Here is a 17,260-nt window from a genome sequence, read left to right on the forward strand (position 1 = left end):
CCCACTTGAATAGATGCCAACCAATTCTCAGTTTTGTCCACAAAATGGCGTATTTCCAGATATTTTGGCTTCTGTAGCGTTTTCGTTTCAATAAATCTAGCTACCTTTATGGGATTATAAGAGAAACGGGTAAGATAACAGCTAGTAATTGCGAGGATTACGCGCTTTTCCCAATCCAAAACCATCCTCCAAAATCGTCCTATATGAGCAGCAAGGCATTTTCGCCGCTGCAACTATCTCAAATGGATACCTCATAAAATTTCGCTACGACCCGACTTTTCTTTTTAAAATAAATCATCCTATTATTTTTGGCCTATTTGGCCATTTGAACCATGCTATTACATGACATTTAAAGAACTTAATTTAATCGATCCTTTACTGAAAGCCCTTCAGGATAAAAATTACGTGGAGCCCACAGCCATTCAGCAGAAGGCCATCCCCCAGATTTTAGCCAAAAGAGACATTCTGGGGAGTGCCCAGACCGGTACTGGCAAAACAGCTGCCTTTGCCTTGCCTATCATTCAATTACTTCATACCGACCATTCGCAGGAAAAGGGGCGGGTCGCTATCAAATCCCTGATCGTCACACCTACCCGGGAACTGGCCATCCAAATCCACGAAAACCTGGAGTTTTACGGAAAGTACACCCGACTGAGGCATGCCGTTATTTTTGGTGGGGTAAAACAGGGCTCTCAGGTAAGTGCCCTAAACCGAGGTGTAGACATATTGGTAGCCACTCCCGGACGACTTCTGGATCTGATCAACCAGGGGTACATCAAACTGGACCAGGTAAAGTTATTCGTGTTGGATGAAGCAGACCGAATGCTGGACATGGGCTTTATCAATGACATAAAAAAGCTATTGAAATTGCTGCCGACAAAAAGGCAGTCGCTTTTTTTCTCCGCCACCATGCCTGCCAATATTGTAGAACTTTCGGACAAAATCCTAACCAATCCGGTTAGAATAGAAGTAAGTCCGGTTTCTTCCGCAGCCGAAACCCTACAACAAAAAGTTTACTTCACTAATAAGTCTACCAAGAAGGACCTATTATTCCATATTTTAAAAGACAAAAATATGGATCAGGTGCTATTGTTTTCCCGAACCAAACATGGAGCAGATAAAATCACCAAAAACCTAAAGGGAGCTGGCATTCAGGCAGCTGCTATTCATGGAAACAAAGCACAAAATCACCGGCAAAAAGTATTGAGTCAGTTTAAGGACGGCAGCATCCGTGTCCTTGTGGCGACGGATATAGCCGCCCGGGGGATCGATATCGACAAGTTGCAATACGTATTGAATTACGATATCCCCGAAGACCCGGAAACCTACGTACACCGCATAGGCCGGTCTGGTAGAGCAGGAGAGACCGGTATCGCCATTTCCCTGTGCGAGCCGGAAGAAAATCCGGACCTGAGGGCTATCGAAAACCTGATCCGCCAAAAAATAGAGGTAGCGGATAACAACCCGTTTCCACAAACCGATAAACCCATGACGGCGCAGGAAAAGAAAGAGCACAACAAAGAAAAACAACAGAAAAAACAGGCCTTTTTTGCCAATCGGAAAAAATCACGGTAGGAACATTTACCTTAAAGGTAGCTGATAAACTGCTTGCCTCTATGGGTAACAAGCAGTTCCTGCTCTTCCCGAATGCGATCTCGGTACTCCTGATCCGGACTGGACAAAAGTTGAAGGTTGACTTGCCAAACTTCATTTCTCCAGGAACTGATAAGCTTTGAAAGCAACCATTCATCCGCCCTGCACATAATGATGTCCAGGGCGGCCATGCTCCAGGAGGAGGGATTTACAATACTATCCTCCACCGAGTCAATGGTTTGGGCAATTATTTCGTTTACCAATTCGTGGTCCTTCTTTAGCGTTTGTCTATGCTTTTCTGGCAACTGAGCCCAATTTTCCGCCAAACAATCATAGGTAACCCTTTATGATTGAAAAAAATGCCGGGGCTCTCCGTCAAAACTGAATTTTCCATTCTCCACTACCAGAACCCGCTGTGCCATGCGGCTAATTTCCGAGGCATCGTGGCTCACCAGCAGCGTAGTAAGCCCATACTCATTATGAAACTGAACCAGGTATTCCTGTAGCTTGGCCCGCATTTTCATATCCAGGGCTGAAAAAGGCTCATCCAATAATAGAATTTTGGGTTTCCGTATCATGGCCCGAGCCAAAGCCACCCGTTGCTTCTGCCCGCCAGACAATACGGATGGCTTTTTGGAAGCCAGCTTTTTCAATCCAACCCTTTCCAGCAACTCCTGAACGATTTGCGGAGGTTGCCCCTTGCTCAGTGCAAATTCCAGGTTCTCGGCAATGCTCATGTTGGGAAATAGCGAATGCTCCTGAAATACCATCCCAATATTCCGTTTGGTTGGTTTGAGGTTGACCGCTTCGACATTTGAATACCAAACTTCCCCGTCTACTTTCAGCAAGCCCCCTTCGGGCCTCATCAGACCGGAAATCAGGCGCAGGATACTGGATTTTCCCGCCCCAGACGGTCCATAGATCCCAACTAATTCCCCTTTCTCTATTTGACAGGAAACCGCTAATTTCATTTTGCCTTCCGGCCCGAATAATGATTTTTCCAGCGCCAACTCAATCATAGCTCAAAACCCTGCTTTTATCGCGATTCAGCCAATAGGTAATCAGCAAGACCAGAAAGGAAAATCCAATGAGGATCAGACTGTAGGTATTGGCCTGCCCATAATTCATGGCTTCCACCTCGTTATAAATGGCGACTGCAATCACACGCGTTTCATCGGGAATATTTCCACCTACCATCAATACCACTCCAAACTCTCCCACGGTATGGGCAAAAGACAAGACACCCGCTGTAAGCAGTGCACTTTTCATATTCGGAAGCATGACTCGGCTTAAGGTGACCCACCTTCCTTTTCCCAGGGTTTGGGTGGTGTCTATCCAGGCTTTTGGAATTCCGGTAAACCCGGAACGCAAGGGCTGAACCATAAATGGCAAACTGTAAATAACCGAAGCCAGCACCAGCCCCGGAAAGGTAAAAACCAACCGAAGATCAAAATAACGATCCAGGAAGCCACCCATCGGATTCTCCGGACTAAAAAACAGCAACAGGTAAAACCCCAATACCGTAGGAGGCAATACCAAGGGTAAACTGACAATTGCTTCTACCATATACTTAATCCGGAGCTTGCTAAAAGCCAGCCAATAAGCCAATGGAATACCTATCAGAAAAAGAATTAGCGTGGTAAACAGCGCCAGTCTCAGGGTCAGAAAGAAGGGGCTAAAATCCATCAGTTTGAAGGTTGGGAAAATCCAAAATAGCGAAAAATACCAATCGCCTTTTCACCTTTTAAAAACGCCATAAAGGCATACGATTCCGGACTATTTTCCCCATGACTGGTAACGACCGCGCCCTGGACCAGGGGGGAATGACTTGATTCCGGGATAAGATAGTAAGACCTCTGATACTTTTTCATGGTGGGTGAAAGGGCCAAAGATAACGCAATCATTCCCAAATCTGCCGCTCCCGTAGCGACAAATTGAGCGGCCTGAGAAATGTTTTCTCCTTTTACCAATAAGGGGGCCAGCTTTTCCTGCCAGCCATAAAAGGCCAGCGATTCCACCGCCCGTTTTCCATAGGGAGCATGATCGGGATTGGCGATCGCTACCTTCTTTACCCAGGACTGCTGAAAAGCCTCCATCCCAAGATTCTTTACATCATACTTTCTACTCCATACCACCAGCCTGCCTATTCCGTATACATAAATTTCAGATGCAGTCAGGCCCTTTTCGACCAATAATTCCGGATAGCGCACATCTGCCGACATGAAAATATGGAAAGGAGCCCGGTTGGAAAGCTGTTCGTATAATTTTCCGGAGGAACCATAAATGGGCTTAACGGTGATTTTCTTTTCATGGTTAAAAACCAGGATAATAGAGTCCAGGGCAAATTTTAGGTCTGAAGCTGCAGCTACCAAAAGCGTTTTTTCCTTCTGAGCCCACGTCAATTGATAAAAGAACATTAACCCCAAAAACAATAAAAATGCCTTACCATTGCATTTCATACAATCCGCCTATAGAATGAAAATCGATATATTTATAAATATATATCGAATTTGTCTAAATCCAAAAATTGAAGATGTGCAGCATTCAGATCTGATTTGCAAAAAAGGAAACCGTTTAGATCCAGTCTAAGATTTCGGCTTCTTCTTCGGTGATTTCTTCCAATTTTTCGGACAATTTCTCAAACCTGAAAATCAGGTTTTGGGCGTGTTCCGTGAGTTCAGCTCCACCACCTTTTTCCCCGCCCTTTTTTAGCAACACAAAAGGTTGGCTGCCGCGGCTGTTTAAGTCATTGACCATGTCCCAGGCCTTTTTGTAGGACATGCCCATTTGCTGTGCCGCTTTTGAAAGAGAGCCTTTGGACTGGATCAAGTTAAGGAGTTGCAGTCTGCCCGGACCGAAAAATTTCTCCCGATCCAGGGTAATCCAACACCTGATTCTTAGTTTTTTTTCCATATGACAAATTTTGAAGCAGGATTTAATAATAAAAGAAGACCTATTCCGGACCAAAGTAAACCCGCATAAATCCGGAACCAATACAATATCGGAAACTAAAAGTACGATCCATTTTACTATTTTTGAATGAATCGTTTAACTCTACCCAGAATTAAGTCTGACATTTTTGTGGAATTATTAATGGGTGATCCGTTTCTAACCATTTATAAGGAAAATGGTGAATACTTAAATCCAACTATCGGGCAATTATAACATAAGCCCTCCACGGCTTTTTTTGTTTTAAGAGACTTTTTTACAGAAAGTATTGTTTAGTTCGTGATTATTATTAACTTACAATGTATTTAATTCTTTGTGCAGTTAGACAACTTTTACAATGAATCCATTCCCACTCTCTTCGATTCTCCACATTTTTTTGAAGGTCAATCGCTTTTTCCGACTCAAGTTAATTTTTGTTTTGGTTATTTCCTTCGCTATTTCCTTTAGGGTAACAGCTCAAACAGAAGTTGAAAAATTTACCGCAAAGCAGGCAGTCTCTCTTGAGGTTGGTGGAAATGCAGGCCGGTATGCAATCAATTATGGGCGTATATTCCATCAAAAAGGGAAACTAAAGCTAAATGCGAGTGCAGGTTTTTCAATGTTTCATGACAGATTAAATGCTAAAACAACATGGCTCCCGGTAGTACCCGTAGAGATATCAGCATTATATGGTAAGTCAAACCATCATTTGGAATTGGGTATGGGAGTTACTTCTTACCTAACCAGACGTTTAGGTTTTGATTCGGAAACATTTCAAACAACCGATAAAGTGGTTTTTGATGCGGGCATACCTTTAAGAATTGGCTATAGGTATCAAAAGCCTGAAGGGGGATTCTTTTTTAGAGTGGGGTACACCCCATTTTTTGCCATGCCCATTAAGCCCCGCAAATATTGGGCTTTTCAGCCGGTTTTTGCAGGCGTGAGTTTGGGACTGAGTTATTAATCGCCATCCATCAATCTCGTTCGCATGCTTACGATTGAATGAGATGGAGGAGGAGGATGGACTATCCGTTCTCTCCAGTCTCCCCTTCTCAAACATTTGTACAAAAACTTTCTTTAGTAAAAACCATATTCTCCTAATTCAATGAACCGCCCTCCTAAAAGAATTCTTTACCAGCTCCTCGCTCCACCCCTGCCAGGGCCTCCACGGAATCCTCCTGGTCTTTCACCTTCATCAGGCATATCCGACTTCTTAAAATTACCAATGATATAGGTAAACGAAACCATCGCGTATCGGGTTAGCACATTGGAATACACATCGGTAACCGCTACATCCGAAACGGTCCTGGAAATGCTGTTGTTTTGCTTGAGCAGGTCAAAAACATACACTTTGAGCTCTCCCTTATTGTCCTTCAGGAACCGGTACCCTGCCTCAATATTCCACAACCAAACCGATTGGTCCAACCCTTCGGAAAGTCCTCGGTAAAGCATATTATTCACATTATTGGCAATAAATGTTTTGCCATCATTGGGTGAATAATAGAACCTCAGATTGCTATTTTGAATATAGTAATTCTGGTCAAGGTTGCTTTGAAGGCTGCTGTTGACGATGGTATAGGTACCCGTGGTGGACAGCGTAAAATCCACATCTTTACTGATATTACTGGCAAAGGTAACACCCTGTCGAATGTCAATATTCTCATTGGTGTTGGTCTGACCGTTAATTATCCCTGGCGTACGGCCATAGCTGACACCAGGGTTCAAATTTACCTTGGTTTTCCATTTTGGAATGCTGGTTCCATAACTAAGAAAAAGCCGGGCATTCATTTGTCCGCTTAGGTTTACCGGGCTGGTGATCTGTCCACCTCTCCTGAGCAATACCTCATTATTTATCAGGGTATCCTGAGGAGCCACAAAGGTGCTGGTCCCTATGTAATTATTATTTAAATTGGTAAACAAAAACACGAAAAAGGATTTGTTTGTCTCCATGTTGAATTTAGACATATTGACAAACATGGAGTGATTGTAACTTTGGCCCAGCGAAGGATTACCTACCGAAAGGTTCAGTGGGTTGCTGTTATTGATCACATTCTGGAGCTGATTGACACTGGGTTCATCCGTACGTGTCCGGTACCGGAACCGGTAACTGGTACCCGTTTCGGTTCGGTAATTCATGGTCACAGTAGGCATGAAATTCCTAAAATCCCGATAGAAGGTGCCCTCTGTTGGAAATACACTTTCATTATCCAACACCGCATACTGGTAATCCAGGTTCATATTTAAATTCAGCCCTTTGTGATTGTACCGATACCCCAAACCGGCTCGTTGGGTAAGAAACTTGTTATCAAATTCGTTACTCAATGCCGTATCGAGTACCATGATCCCTTGTTCATTGGCCAGTTGGAAGGTTTTCTGATCCGCGGCACTTTTATTATTCCCAACCTGGTAAGAAAACGTAGCCACTGATTTCTCACTAATAGGCTCGGTATAGGTTAAGTTAGTCCGGTAATTAAAGCCATCCGACAAGGCAGTCGTTTCCTGTACCAGGGTATCAAAGGCATTTCTAACATAATCCTTGTTGGAAGAGATCAGATCTGTTAGTTCATCTCGTTGATTCCAGGAGGTAAATAAATCAAGCGATACCGTCCGGCCGACCTTGTCAAACTTATACCGGTAAGTCAGATTGTTTGAAAAAGAGTAACCCTGGGTCTCATTCTCAGTGAGGTTTCGGGTATCACTTAGGGAATCCAGGCGTTGATCCAGGTTTAGCCCCTCCAGGTTACTGTATCGATAATTATCCTGAAAATTTATGCTGGGGCTGATAATCAGGGCATTCTTCTCATTGATATCGTATTCCATCCGGGCATTCATGCGGTGATTCCTATTATTAATGGTGCTGATTTGGTCTTCCTGATATACCTGACGCTGCTCTTCTGTGATGACCGTTTCCCGGTTTGTGTTTTCAAAAACAGTATTATCAGTGGCATTAAAAAAATAACTTCCGGTAAAATTGATTTTTTCACCCCACTTATCGCTATAATTTAATCCCAGTGAATTGGTTGTAACAATTCCGTTGTTGGAACCAACACCAAAACTATTTCCGCCGGGTCCTCCCCGTCGCCCCCTTCGGCCACCGCCGCCTAGCCCTCCACTTACCCCCAACAGATCGTCAGAAGCGAAGTTTTGCTGGTTCACATTATTAGACATGCCGATTATGGATATTCTTCTGTCCCCGTTGAAAAAATTAATGTTCCCCCCTACGGAATAGGTATTATCCGTACCGTAGCCGCCGTATACCCTACCAAAATAGCTGTTCCGCATATTTCCCTTGGTAATGATATTGATGGTTTTGGCATAATTACCGTCATCCAGGCCGGTAAGGCGGGATTGATCGGAACGTTGATCCAATACTTCCACGCTGGAAATGGCATCCGCAGGAAGATTCCTTAATGCGATGGAGGGGTCGTTTCCAAAAAATTCACGTCCGTCGACCAATACTTTTTGTACTTGTTCTCCTTGCGCCTGAACCTGACCATTTTCGATGGTGATGCCGGGAAGCTTGCCAATAAGATCTTCGGCCATGGCATTTTCCTTTGTTTTAAACGCACTGGCATTGAACACAGCCGTGTCACCCTTCATTTCACCTACGGCATTTTCTCCTTCGATCACCACTTCACCCAATAACTGGCTGTCCTCCTGAATGGCAATAACTCCTATATCCAAAGGCATCCCTCTGGTAAATTCACGGGTGATTTTTTCAAATCCTACATAGGAAACTTCCAATTTGAATACGGGGATACGGGGATAGGCGATTTTAAAAGTCCCGTCCGGCCCAGTGGTAGTACTACTAATCAGCGTGTCGCCTTCGGTTTTTAGCACCACATTGGCACCAATCATGGGGTCTTCACTGCCCTGCTCCACTATTTTTCCCTGGATCATGGGTGGAGTTGGTCGATCCTGCCGGGCTTCTAATTGGGTGCCCGCCATTAACATGCCCAGGAAAAAGGCAAAAAGAGTACTAATCCTCATCGTATATCTTGGTTAACTTTTACGAGGATTAGACCGAAGTTCTTCGGGTGGGTTTAAGGGCAGAAGAAAAAAAGTATTAAGGGAGAAAAAGAGAATTAAACGGTAAAATTGGGGGATAACCCAATTGACCGGGCTTAGACCGCTACCGAAGCGATGTCCCGATAATTAATTCCCATGTGGCTATTGTCGTAAATGGCTTTTCCATCTCTGATCACAATTACCTGAGGAGAGGCATGGGCCACCTCAAACTCCTTTTCAATGGCATTGGAAATATCCCTGTGGGCGATCAGATCTAAAAAATAAGGTGATAGTCGCTGGTTGTCTGTCTCTTGCCAACTCCTTTCCATCCGGTTCCAGGCCATGCTGCTAATGGAGCATCTGGAAGAATGCTTGAAAATCACCACGGGCTTTTCCTTACTTTCTTCCTTTATTTGTTGAATTTGGGATAAATTTTCTAGTTTTTTCCAGCTCATATTCATTACTGTTTTCAGAATAAATAACCAAAATCTCCTTCTTTTAAGTTCAACAGCTATCCAAAAATTTGGAATAATTCTATATTTGTGCTTTCAAAACCAACCAAATTCTGGAAGTTGCATCCGGAATAGATCATTTCTGCGTTCTTATTACCATGTATCGATACCTTTCCAATACCTGCATTTTTATCTTTCTATTCACCGGCCTCGCCTGTAAGAGTCTGCAGCCCGGTAATCCCGGATCTCCCCCGGCACTGCCTAAGGCTACCGCCCGCATAAATTTGAACCTGGATGTTCCGCTACCGTTTATTGAAGCCCAGATAAACCGGGGGTTGAAGCAACAATTGGTGCAGGAGGAGGGATTAGAACTGGGGGATGGATTGGTAGCCAATCTTCTTCTGGAAAAAAGAGGCGACCTTTCAATCGCTGCTACGGATCAGGGCAAACTTCAATTGGGATTACCGGTATTAGCCGACGGATCCATCCGACTGGAAAAACGGATTTTTGGCCAAAAAGTATCCACCGCATTGCCGTTTCGGGAGGAACTAAGTCCCGAAATCCTTTTTTTGCCCGTTCTACAAGATGACTGGAGCTTTGATCTGGAAGAACTGGACATTCTTTCCCTTGGAAAATCCCTTTCTTTAGATATCCTGGGCTTTCAAATGGATTTGGAACCCTTCGTGAAAAAGCAGGTGGCGGGCATTATGGAAAACCAATTACGCAATGGTGCCCTTGCTGCCCTTGATTTTAAAAATTTAGCGGACAGTTTTTGGAGCAGCTTTGGAAAACCCAGGTACATTTCCAATGGCCTTTCCGGAAACTATGTGTATCCCGACCCGGAGGAGTTAATCATTCACCAACAGTTTACACCTTCCCAGCAATTGCAAATCGGAATCGGGCTGACGGGTGAAATGCTCAGCCAAAAAGACAGGCCTTTGGCCACCGAATTACCCATGCTACCTCCTGTGACCCTGGCGGAAGTGGAAGAAAACGAATTGGACCTTACCTTCCCTATTGTCCTTAGCTATGAAGAAATAGCAGCTTTTTTGAATCAAACGCTGAAGGACTCTGTCCTTATTCTGGATAACAAAACCCGAATGCTTGCCGAAAATTTCACCTTGGGGCACCATGAAGACCGGGTACTGGTAAGCATGCAATTTCTAGGCCTGCGGGAAGGCAAAAAAGACCTGCACGGAACCTTTCACCTGGCCGCTAAACCGCAGTTTAATAAACAAGATCAAACCATCGAATTTTCGGATATAGCATTCAAGCTGGAAACGCCGGATTTTTTCACCAATACAGCCAATTGGTTGAGAAGAAGGAAAATCCGAAAAACCATCCAAAAACGGGTGGTCATTCCGGTGGATGAATACCTGGAACCTGCAAAAGCTTCCCTGATGGAAATGGGGGCATGGCAAAGCCCAATTGCCAGCTTTTCATTACAAAATCCGGAAGTATCCGTAAAAGGCATCTATCCCACCCGAACGGACTTGGTCATCCACGTACAGGCCACCGCAGGTATCGAAACGCGGTTCGCGGAATAAGGACTAGCCAAGCAAATCTCCATAGGTCTTTATTCCCTTTGCTTCGGCGACCTTTAAAAGCTTCACCAAAAGCTGGGCCGTCAGAAAAGCATCACCAGCAGCCGTGTGACGGTCATCCAGTGAAATGGCATACCGCTCACAAAGATGATCCAGGGAGTACTCCTTTGAAGGCACGGTGTGGGGATCGTAATACCGGCCTCTATCCAGCCGGACTGCCAGATCGTAGGTGTCCAGAGCCGGGTTTTTTATTTTTCGCAAGCCGAGCGATTTCCCTATCCGCTCCAACATGGCCAGATCAAATCCAATATGGTGTCCTACCAATACCTTATGCCTGGTATCTTCAAGAAACGTTCGGATGACCCGTTCCCGGCTGACATAGGGCCTTACCTGTACGAGTCCATGTACCTTTATAGCTTCCCGATTTCTTTTTTTGGGTTTAAGATAAAACTCCTTTGAGCTGGAAATCCGAATCCGGTTATGGAGAACCTGTATGGAACCGTAAGAGAGTACATGATCTTTTTTGACATCTAATCCGGTCGTTTCCGTGTCCAGCACCAGGAATGCTACTTCGGACAAGGGCTTTCTTTTTGGAATTTTTCGTTCCAAAGACTTTTCGTAAGCGCTTATGAAATCCGGCTTGGGTAGCGAAGCAAAGCCGAAAAGTGCCCTCAAGTCCATATCAGTTGCCAAAATAGTCCAACTGAAAGCGCACTTTCAGTATCTTCTGAATTTCGTCAATAGGGAAAAAGGCATTCTTTAGAAGCTGGCGTTGCAATTTCCCCAGGGAATCGGGCTGGATAAAGCGACCCGAGGACTCGTTGGCCAGTCCTTCGAGTGCTCGAATGCGCATAAATATTTCGTAGGCTTTTCCGGCATCCTTGAAAAGGGAGGCCTGGTTAGGTTCTAATTCGGCCAACTTCTCGTAACGCTTGAAGGTGTTATTGATTCCCACCACCTGATGACTGAGGATCAAAACCCTGGCCGCATCTGCCAAAGGCATCATGGCCCGGAGCTTAATATCGAATTTCTCCGCGTGTTCGCCCGATTTTTCTACCATAAAATTCCGGAAAAACCCCAGCGGCGGCGGGTTCAGCAGGGCATTTTTGGCAAAAAAATTCAGAAAAACCTTTTCCTGCCGGATCTCCTCGTACACATGTTGTGTCAAAGCATCCGCCAGAGAATGCTTCCCAGCTACCGCCCGGAAGTCAAAAAAAATGGTGCCCATCATCAGCGATCGGGGATTGGGCTCCCGAATCCACTGGCTGAAATAACGTTTCCATTGAGAAAGCGGCTGACACCATTGGGGATTGTTGGCCATCATTTCCGCCGGGCAAGAGTGAAAACCACAAGCAAAAAGCACGTCCAGGACATCCCTGCTCAGCAAGTGCATAAAGCTTTGGGCTTTTTCCTGGAGGTGCTCAGGCACATCCTGATATACCAGCGCATTGTCCAGGTCGGTTCGCAACAGTTGTTCTCCCCGACCTTCCGAACCCAGGCCCAAAAAGCAAAAATCCAGCTCCTGCACCTCTGGAAAACTGGGCTGAAGTTTGGTTAAAGCAAGCCGGATGGCGCTACGAATGATGGTATCATTGATTTCCGTAAGGATGCCCGCGATAAAATCGATGGACAGTTCATTTTCCAGGTAATACTTCAGCATACCCTCTGCCTGATTCCTCAGTTTGGCCATCTCGTGGATGTCCTCACTTTCCTGCAAGGCTTTGATCAGTACTGCGGGGCTGTTTCCCTGAGAAAGGAGAATATCATGATCCGAAATGATTCCCAGCAGGGGCGAATCCGGGCTGCCGTCTTCAGTAAAAACCAAATGATGCAAGCGGTGCTTGACCATGTTCAGGTAAACATCCGAAAATTCCAGTTCTTTGCTGGCCGTTACGACCGGCTGACTCATGATTGCTTCTACCGGTGTATCGTAAGACAGCCCTTTGGCAATAAGCCGGTTTCTCAGGTCCTTATCTGTAATGATACCTTTGGGATGTTGGTTTTCATCCACTACCATTATGGACCCCACGCTGGCCTTACTCATTTGGGTAACGGCCTTGAAAACCGAGGTACCAACCGGACATTGAACTACCGGATGGGAATACTGCAACGTTCGCTGTCCGGATAACAACATCAGCCCATTTTCGTCCGGTTTTCTTCCAAGCAAATCCCTAACTTGCTGCGTTTGGGACAGTCCGGAGCGGACGACTACCTGCCCTGAAGCAAAACCCGAAGCAAAATAAAGGCTAACCTGGCTGTTCTCATTCAAAATCTTTTCAAAGATTCCTACCGGTACAGCGATTATCAGACTAGGCTCGTTGGCTCTGGCATTGAGAATGTACGGTCGCTTTACCAACAGGGCCAGGACACCGAATACATCCCCTTCGTCACAGAATTCAACCGTTTCCTCTACTCCCGCAGCCTTATCGGTCAGTTTAATTGCCCCTTCCTTAACTACAAAAAAATAACTCTTAGCCGGTTCTCCTTTCTGAAACAAAAACTCTTCTTTTTCGAAGTAGAGTAAATCCACCTCAGCAGCCACCTGCCCGAGTAATTCACTGGACAAAAAACTGAATGGTGGGTACTTTTTCAGGAAATCAATGATCCGGTTAACAATGACATTGGCCATAGGGAGTTTATTCTAAGCAGGGAAAGAGAAAGCAGGGCAACCGCCTTGCCTCCTCCCCAGCGATCGAACAAATTAACGAAATTAACTTATTCGATCCTGCCTTTAATTATTTGGTCGACCACATCCGGATCCAGTAAAGTAGAGGTGTCGCCCAAATTGTCCATATTACCTTCCGCCACTTTTCTGAGGATCCGGCGCATTATTTTACCAGACCGGGTTTTTGGTAGGCCCGGAACAATTTGAATTTTGTCGGGCTTGGCTATGGGGCCAATAATTTTGGTAACCGAATCCTTAATTTCGCCCACCAGGTTCTGCTCGGTACGATTCTTCATGTCGCAGATTACATAGGCATAGATTCCCTGCCCTTTGACCTGATGAGGATAGCCAACTACGGCCGATTCCACGACCAATGGGTGTTCGTTGATAGCATTTTCTACTTCTGCCGTTCCCATTCGGTGACCCGAAACATTGATCACATCGTCCACCCTTCCGAGAATACGGTAGTAGCCATCGTGGTCTCTTTTTACCCCATCTCCTGTGAAATACATGCCTTTATAGGCCGAAAAATAAGTTTGTTTACACCGATCGTGATCACCGTAAGTGGTGCGTATCATGCCGGGCCATGGAAATTTGATGCAAAGGTTACCCTCCACTGAGTTTCCAATCATCTCCTTTCCCTCCGTATCCATGATCGCCAGTTGAACGCCGGGTAGGGGCAAGGTGGCATAAGCAGGTTTGGTAGGCGTTATTCCGGCAAGAGGGGAAACCATAATACCTCCGGTTTCGGTTTGCCACCAGGTATCCACTATCGGGCATTTCGTTTTTCCTATATGGGTATGGTACCAATGCCAGGCTTCCTCATTGATGGGCTCACCCACAGAGCCGAGTACCGTCAGGGAATCCAATTTATAGGGGGCAATGGGATCGGTTCCATGTGCCTGCAGTGCCCGGATGGCGGTGGGAGCAGTGTAAAACTGATTTACCTTGTATTTATCCACAATCTGCCAAAACCGTCCGGCATCCGGATACGTGGGAACGCCCTCGAACATAACGGTTGTCGCGCCGGACAACAAGGGTCCGTAGACGATATAGGAATGGCCGGTAATCCAACCAATATCCGCCGTACACCAGTACACATCGCCCGGGTTGTACTGAAAGACGTTTTCAAAGGTATATTTGGAGTAGACCATGTAGCCTCCACAGGTGTGAACGACTCCTTTTGGCTTTCCGGTAGATCCGGAGGTGTATAGTATAAATAAGATATCCTCACTGTCCATTTCTACCGCCTCATGTTCGGTGGAGGCACCGGATATGGCCTCATGCCACCAAAAATCCCGGCCTTCTTTCATGGTGACTTCCTGGCGGGTCCGCTGATAAACAATAACCGTTTCTATGGTAGAAGTGGTTTCCAATGCCTCATCTACGACCGCCTTTACCGGAATTTTTTTCTTTCCCCGAAAGTTCCCATCTGCAGTTAGGACCACCTTTGCCTCGCAATCATTAATTCGATCTGAAAGGGCATTGCTGGAAAATCCGGCAAAAACCACGGAATGTATCGCACCAACCCTGGCACAGGCAAGCATGGCCACGGCAGCCTCGGGAACCATGGGCATGTAGATGATTACCTTGTCTCCCTTTTGTACTCCTTTTTCCTGCAGTACATTCGAGAAGCGGCAAACTTCCTCAAACAGCTGTTTGTAGGTAAGCGTCCTGCTTTCCTCATCGGGCTCATTGGGTTCCCATACGATGGCCGGTCGGTCGCCGATGGTGTATTGGTATCTTTCCAGAATGTTTTCGGTGATGTTTAATTTTCCGTTCAGAAACCATTTTACATCCGGACCTTCAAAATTCCAGTCCAATACCTTATCCCAGCGTTTTTTCCAATGGAACGAATCCGCTACACGGGCCCAGAAGTTTTCCGGATCTGCTACGCTTTTTTGGTATTCATGGAAATAACCGCTTAATGTATGAATTCTATCACTCATGGTCTGATATTTTAGGTTTTTATAGTTCTATAAAATTACAGTAAATTTATTCTCTATGCACTTTTTGCCGGGCATAATCCCTGATGACTAGTGATCCTGGGCTTTGCCCGCACCTCGGGGAACCCGAATGTCCTGAATCATTTCCTGAACATCTTCAGGGGGCGCAGGGGTAAATTTAGATACGATGAAACAGGATACAAAATTGATCAGCATTCCAAGGCTACCGATGCCCTCGGGGGATATTCCAAACCACCAGTTTTCGCTGACATTGGCTTCCGGATTAATAAATTTGAAGTAGATGATATACGCCAGCGTGAATACAAGGCCGCTGACCATTCCCACAATCGCTCCTTCCTTGTTCATTTTGGTGGAAAAAATTCCCATAATGATCACGGGAAAAAAAGAAGCCGCCGCCAGGCCAAATGCAAAGGCAACCACCTCTGCCACGAATCCGGGAGGATTGATACCAAAATAACCGGCAATAATAACCGCCACTGCAGCTGAAACCCGAGCGATGATCAATTCGGTTTTTTCGGTCATCTGAGGCACAAAGGTCCGGAAAAGGTCTCGCGATACAGAGGTAGAGATTACCAAAAGCAAGCCCGCAGCTGTGGATAAGGCTGCAGCCATTCCACCAGCAGCCACTAATCCCACCACCCAGTTGGGCAGTTCGGCGATTTCAGGTGCTGCCAATACCATGATGTCCTTGTCTACCGTAAGTTCGTTTTTATCCGGATCGGCCAGGTATTGGACCACTCCATCCTGATTTAAATCATCCACGACAATTAGGTTTGTCTTCTGCCAATTTTCTACCCATACCGGTAATTCATCCACCGGCTTCCCGGCTACCGTATCAATGGCATTGTAAATTCCAAAGGCAGCAACTGCCGGTGCAGTGGTGTAGAGAATCGCTATGAAAACCAGCGCGTAACCAGCCGATAACCGGGCATCTTTCACCCTGGGAACGGTAAAAAAACGAACGATCACATGTGGCAGTCCGGCCGTACCCACCATCAATGCCAGCGTGATGGCAAAAATATCCGTTACCGACTTTCTGCCCGAGGTATACTCATGGAACCCCAGGTCCAACAAGATGCCGTCCAACTTGTCCAGCAGGTAGCTTCCATCCTGTACCGTTCCTCCCAGTCCTAGCTGTGGTACCGGATTCCCGGTGAGTTGAATGGAAATAAAGATAGCCGGAACCATAAAGGCAAAAATCAACACACAATACTGAGCCACCTGGGTGTAAGTAATTCCTTTCATTCCTCCTAACACGGCATAAAAAAAGACGATCGTCATGCCGATAATCACTCCTAGTTCAATTTCCACCTCCAGGTATCTGGAGAAAACGATTCCAACGCCACGCATCTGGCCCGCCACATAGGTAAACGAAATAAATAAAGCGCAAAACACGGCTACTACCCGGGCTTTGTTGCTGTAATAACGGTCTCCTACAAAATCAGGAACGGTAAATTTTCCAAACTTTCGAAGGTAAGGGGCCAGCAACATGGCCAATAAAACGTATCCGCCGGTCCAGCCCATCAGATAGACCGAACCATCGTACCCGGAGAAGGCAATGATGCCCGCCATTGAAATAAACGAAGCCGCCGACATCCAATCGGCAGCAGTTGCCATTCCATTGGCCAAGGGGGAAACGCCTCCTCCTGCGGTGTAAAATTCTTTGGTGGATCCCGCCCGGGTGTAGATGGCAATCCCAATGTACAAGGCAAATGACAGGCCTACCAAAATGTAGGTCCAGGTTAAAATATCCATATTAGGTCAATGGGTTTAGAAATTATTTTTCGTTGACATCAAATTCTTCATCTAATTTGTTCATACGATATACGTAAACAAAAATTAATACTACGAAGGTAAATATGGATCCCTGCTGAGCAAACCAAAAACCCAGTTTATATCCGCCTATTCGTATCGCATTCAGCGGTTCTGCCAGAATAATTCCGAAACCAAAGGAGACCAGAAACCAAACGGAAAGCAGTATCAATACCGTCCGGATATTTCGCTTCCAGTATTTTTTCATTTGTTCTTTCTGAGTAGGCATGTGCGGGTAGTTTGTCTTTATTGTTTAAGAATAATCCTGAAAATATTCAAAAATTCCGTAAC

At 45.6% G+C, this 17,260-nt stretch carries 15 protein-coding genes; 3 read left to right on the forward strand and 12 right to left on the reverse strand.

What is annotated here, in order from left to right; translation table 11 throughout:
* Window positions 1-342 precede the first annotated feature (342 nt).
* On the forward strand, window positions 343-1,575 hold the full coding sequence (locus GJS45_RS13620) for a DEAD/DEAH box helicase (RefSeq protein ID WP_162342410.1): 1,233 nt from the start codon (window positions 343-345) through the stop codon (window positions 1,573-1,575).
* A gap of 11 nt (window positions 1,576-1,586) precedes the next feature.
* Here GJS45_RS13620 and GJS45_RS13625 read toward each other — a convergent pair whose 3' ends face one another.
* The 5 genes from GJS45_RS13625 to GJS45_RS13645 form a co-directional block, all read right to left on the reverse strand.
* Window positions 1,587-1,919 (reverse strand): DUF5995 family protein, encoded by a 333-nt coding sequence (locus GJS45_RS13625; protein ID WP_262887942.1) that lies wholly within the window; start codon window positions 1,917-1,919, stop codon window positions 1,587-1,589.
* 18 nt (window positions 1,920-1,937) lie between these two features.
* Entirely contained in the window at window positions 1,938-2,612 is a 675-nt protein-coding gene (locus tag GJS45_RS13630; RefSeq protein ID WP_162342412.1) for a sulfate/molybdate ABC transporter ATP-binding protein, read from the reverse strand.
* A complete protein-coding gene (gene modB / locus GJS45_RS13635) occupies window positions 2,605-3,279 on the reverse strand; it encodes a molybdate ABC transporter permease subunit (protein WP_162342413.1) in 675 nt (224 codons plus the stop codon). The genes GJS45_RS13630 and modB overlap by 8 nt, the downstream gene beginning before the upstream one ends.
* Entirely contained in the window at window positions 3,279-4,052 is a 774-nt protein-coding gene (gene modA / locus GJS45_RS13640) for a molybdate ABC transporter substrate-binding protein (RefSeq protein ID WP_235954755.1), read from the reverse strand. The genes modB and modA overlap by 1 nt, the downstream gene beginning before the upstream one ends.
* Window positions 4,053-4,167: 115 nt before the next feature.
* Window positions 4,168-4,506 carry a winged helix-turn-helix domain-containing protein gene (locus GJS45_RS13645; RefSeq protein ID WP_162342414.1) on the reverse strand — a complete coding sequence of 113 codons (339 nt, stop codon included), beginning with the start codon at window positions 4,504-4,506 and terminating at the stop codon, window positions 4,168-4,170.
* Between the two features lie 454 nt (window positions 4,507-4,960).
* Between GJS45_RS13645 and GJS45_RS13650 the strand changes: the two genes are divergently transcribed.
* A complete protein-coding gene (locus GJS45_RS13650; protein WP_235954757.1) occupies window positions 4,961-5,485 on the forward strand; it encodes a hypothetical protein in 525 nt (174 codons plus the stop codon).
* Window positions 5,486-5,652: 167 nt separating this feature from the next.
* Here the strand turns inward: GJS45_RS13650 and GJS45_RS13655 are convergent, their stop codons facing one another.
* Together GJS45_RS13655 and ytxJ are read right to left on the reverse strand one after the other, a co-directional pair.
* Entirely contained in the window at window positions 5,653-8,511 is a 2,859-nt protein-coding gene (locus tag GJS45_RS13655; protein ID WP_162342416.1) for an outer membrane beta-barrel protein, read from the reverse strand.
* A gap of 134 nt (window positions 8,512-8,645) precedes the next feature.
* Entirely contained in the window at window positions 8,646-8,984 is a 339-nt protein-coding gene (gene ytxJ, locus GJS45_RS13660; protein WP_162342417.1) for a bacillithiol system redox-active protein YtxJ, read from the reverse strand.
* A 155-nt stretch (window positions 8,985-9,139) separates the two neighbouring features.
* Here ytxJ and GJS45_RS13665 point away from each other — a divergent pair, with 155 nt between their 5' ends.
* Window positions 9,140-10,528 carry a DUF4403 family protein gene (locus tag GJS45_RS13665; protein WP_162342418.1) on the forward strand — a complete coding sequence of 463 codons (1,389 nt, stop codon included), beginning with the start codon at window positions 9,140-9,142 and terminating at the stop codon, window positions 10,526-10,528.
* Between the two features lie 3 nt (window positions 10,529-10,531).
* Here GJS45_RS13665 and GJS45_RS13670 read toward each other — a convergent pair whose 3' ends face one another.
* The 5 genes from GJS45_RS13670 to GJS45_RS13690 all read right to left on the reverse strand — a co-directional run bounded on the left by GJS45_RS13670 (window position 10,532) and on the right by GJS45_RS13690 (window position 17,198).
* Window positions 10,532-11,104, reverse strand: coding sequence for a 3'-5' exonuclease (locus GJS45_RS13670; RefSeq protein ID WP_235954758.1), 573 nt, complete (start codon window positions 11,102-11,104; stop codon window positions 10,532-10,534).
* 103 nt (window positions 11,105-11,207) lie between these two features.
* Entirely contained in the window at window positions 11,208-13,154 is a 1,947-nt protein-coding gene (locus tag GJS45_RS13675; RefSeq protein WP_162342420.1) for a DUF294 nucleotidyltransferase-like domain-containing protein, read from the reverse strand.
* An 86-nt stretch (window positions 13,155-13,240) separates the two neighbouring features.
* Window positions 13,241-15,139 (reverse strand): acetate--CoA ligase, encoded by a 1,899-nt coding sequence (gene acs / locus GJS45_RS13680; protein ID WP_162342421.1) that lies wholly within the window; start codon window positions 15,137-15,139, stop codon window positions 13,241-13,243.
* A gap of 87 nt (window positions 15,140-15,226) precedes the next feature.
* Window positions 15,227-16,912, reverse strand: coding sequence for a sodium:solute symporter family protein (locus GJS45_RS13685; RefSeq protein WP_162342422.1), 1,686 nt, complete (start codon window positions 16,910-16,912; stop codon window positions 15,227-15,229).
* A gap of 22 nt (window positions 16,913-16,934) precedes the next feature.
* Window positions 16,935-17,198 carry a DUF4212 domain-containing protein gene (locus GJS45_RS13690; RefSeq protein ID WP_162342423.1) on the reverse strand — a complete coding sequence of 88 codons (264 nt, stop codon included), beginning with the start codon at window positions 17,196-17,198 and terminating at the stop codon, window positions 16,935-16,937.
* Window positions 17,199-17,260: the final 62 nt, after the last annotated feature.

Source organism: Cyclobacterium salsum (assembly GCF_010119245.1).
In the GTDB taxonomy this organism is placed as follows: domain Bacteria; phylum Bacteroidota; class Bacteroidia; order Cytophagales; family Cyclobacteriaceae; genus Cyclobacterium; species Cyclobacterium salsum.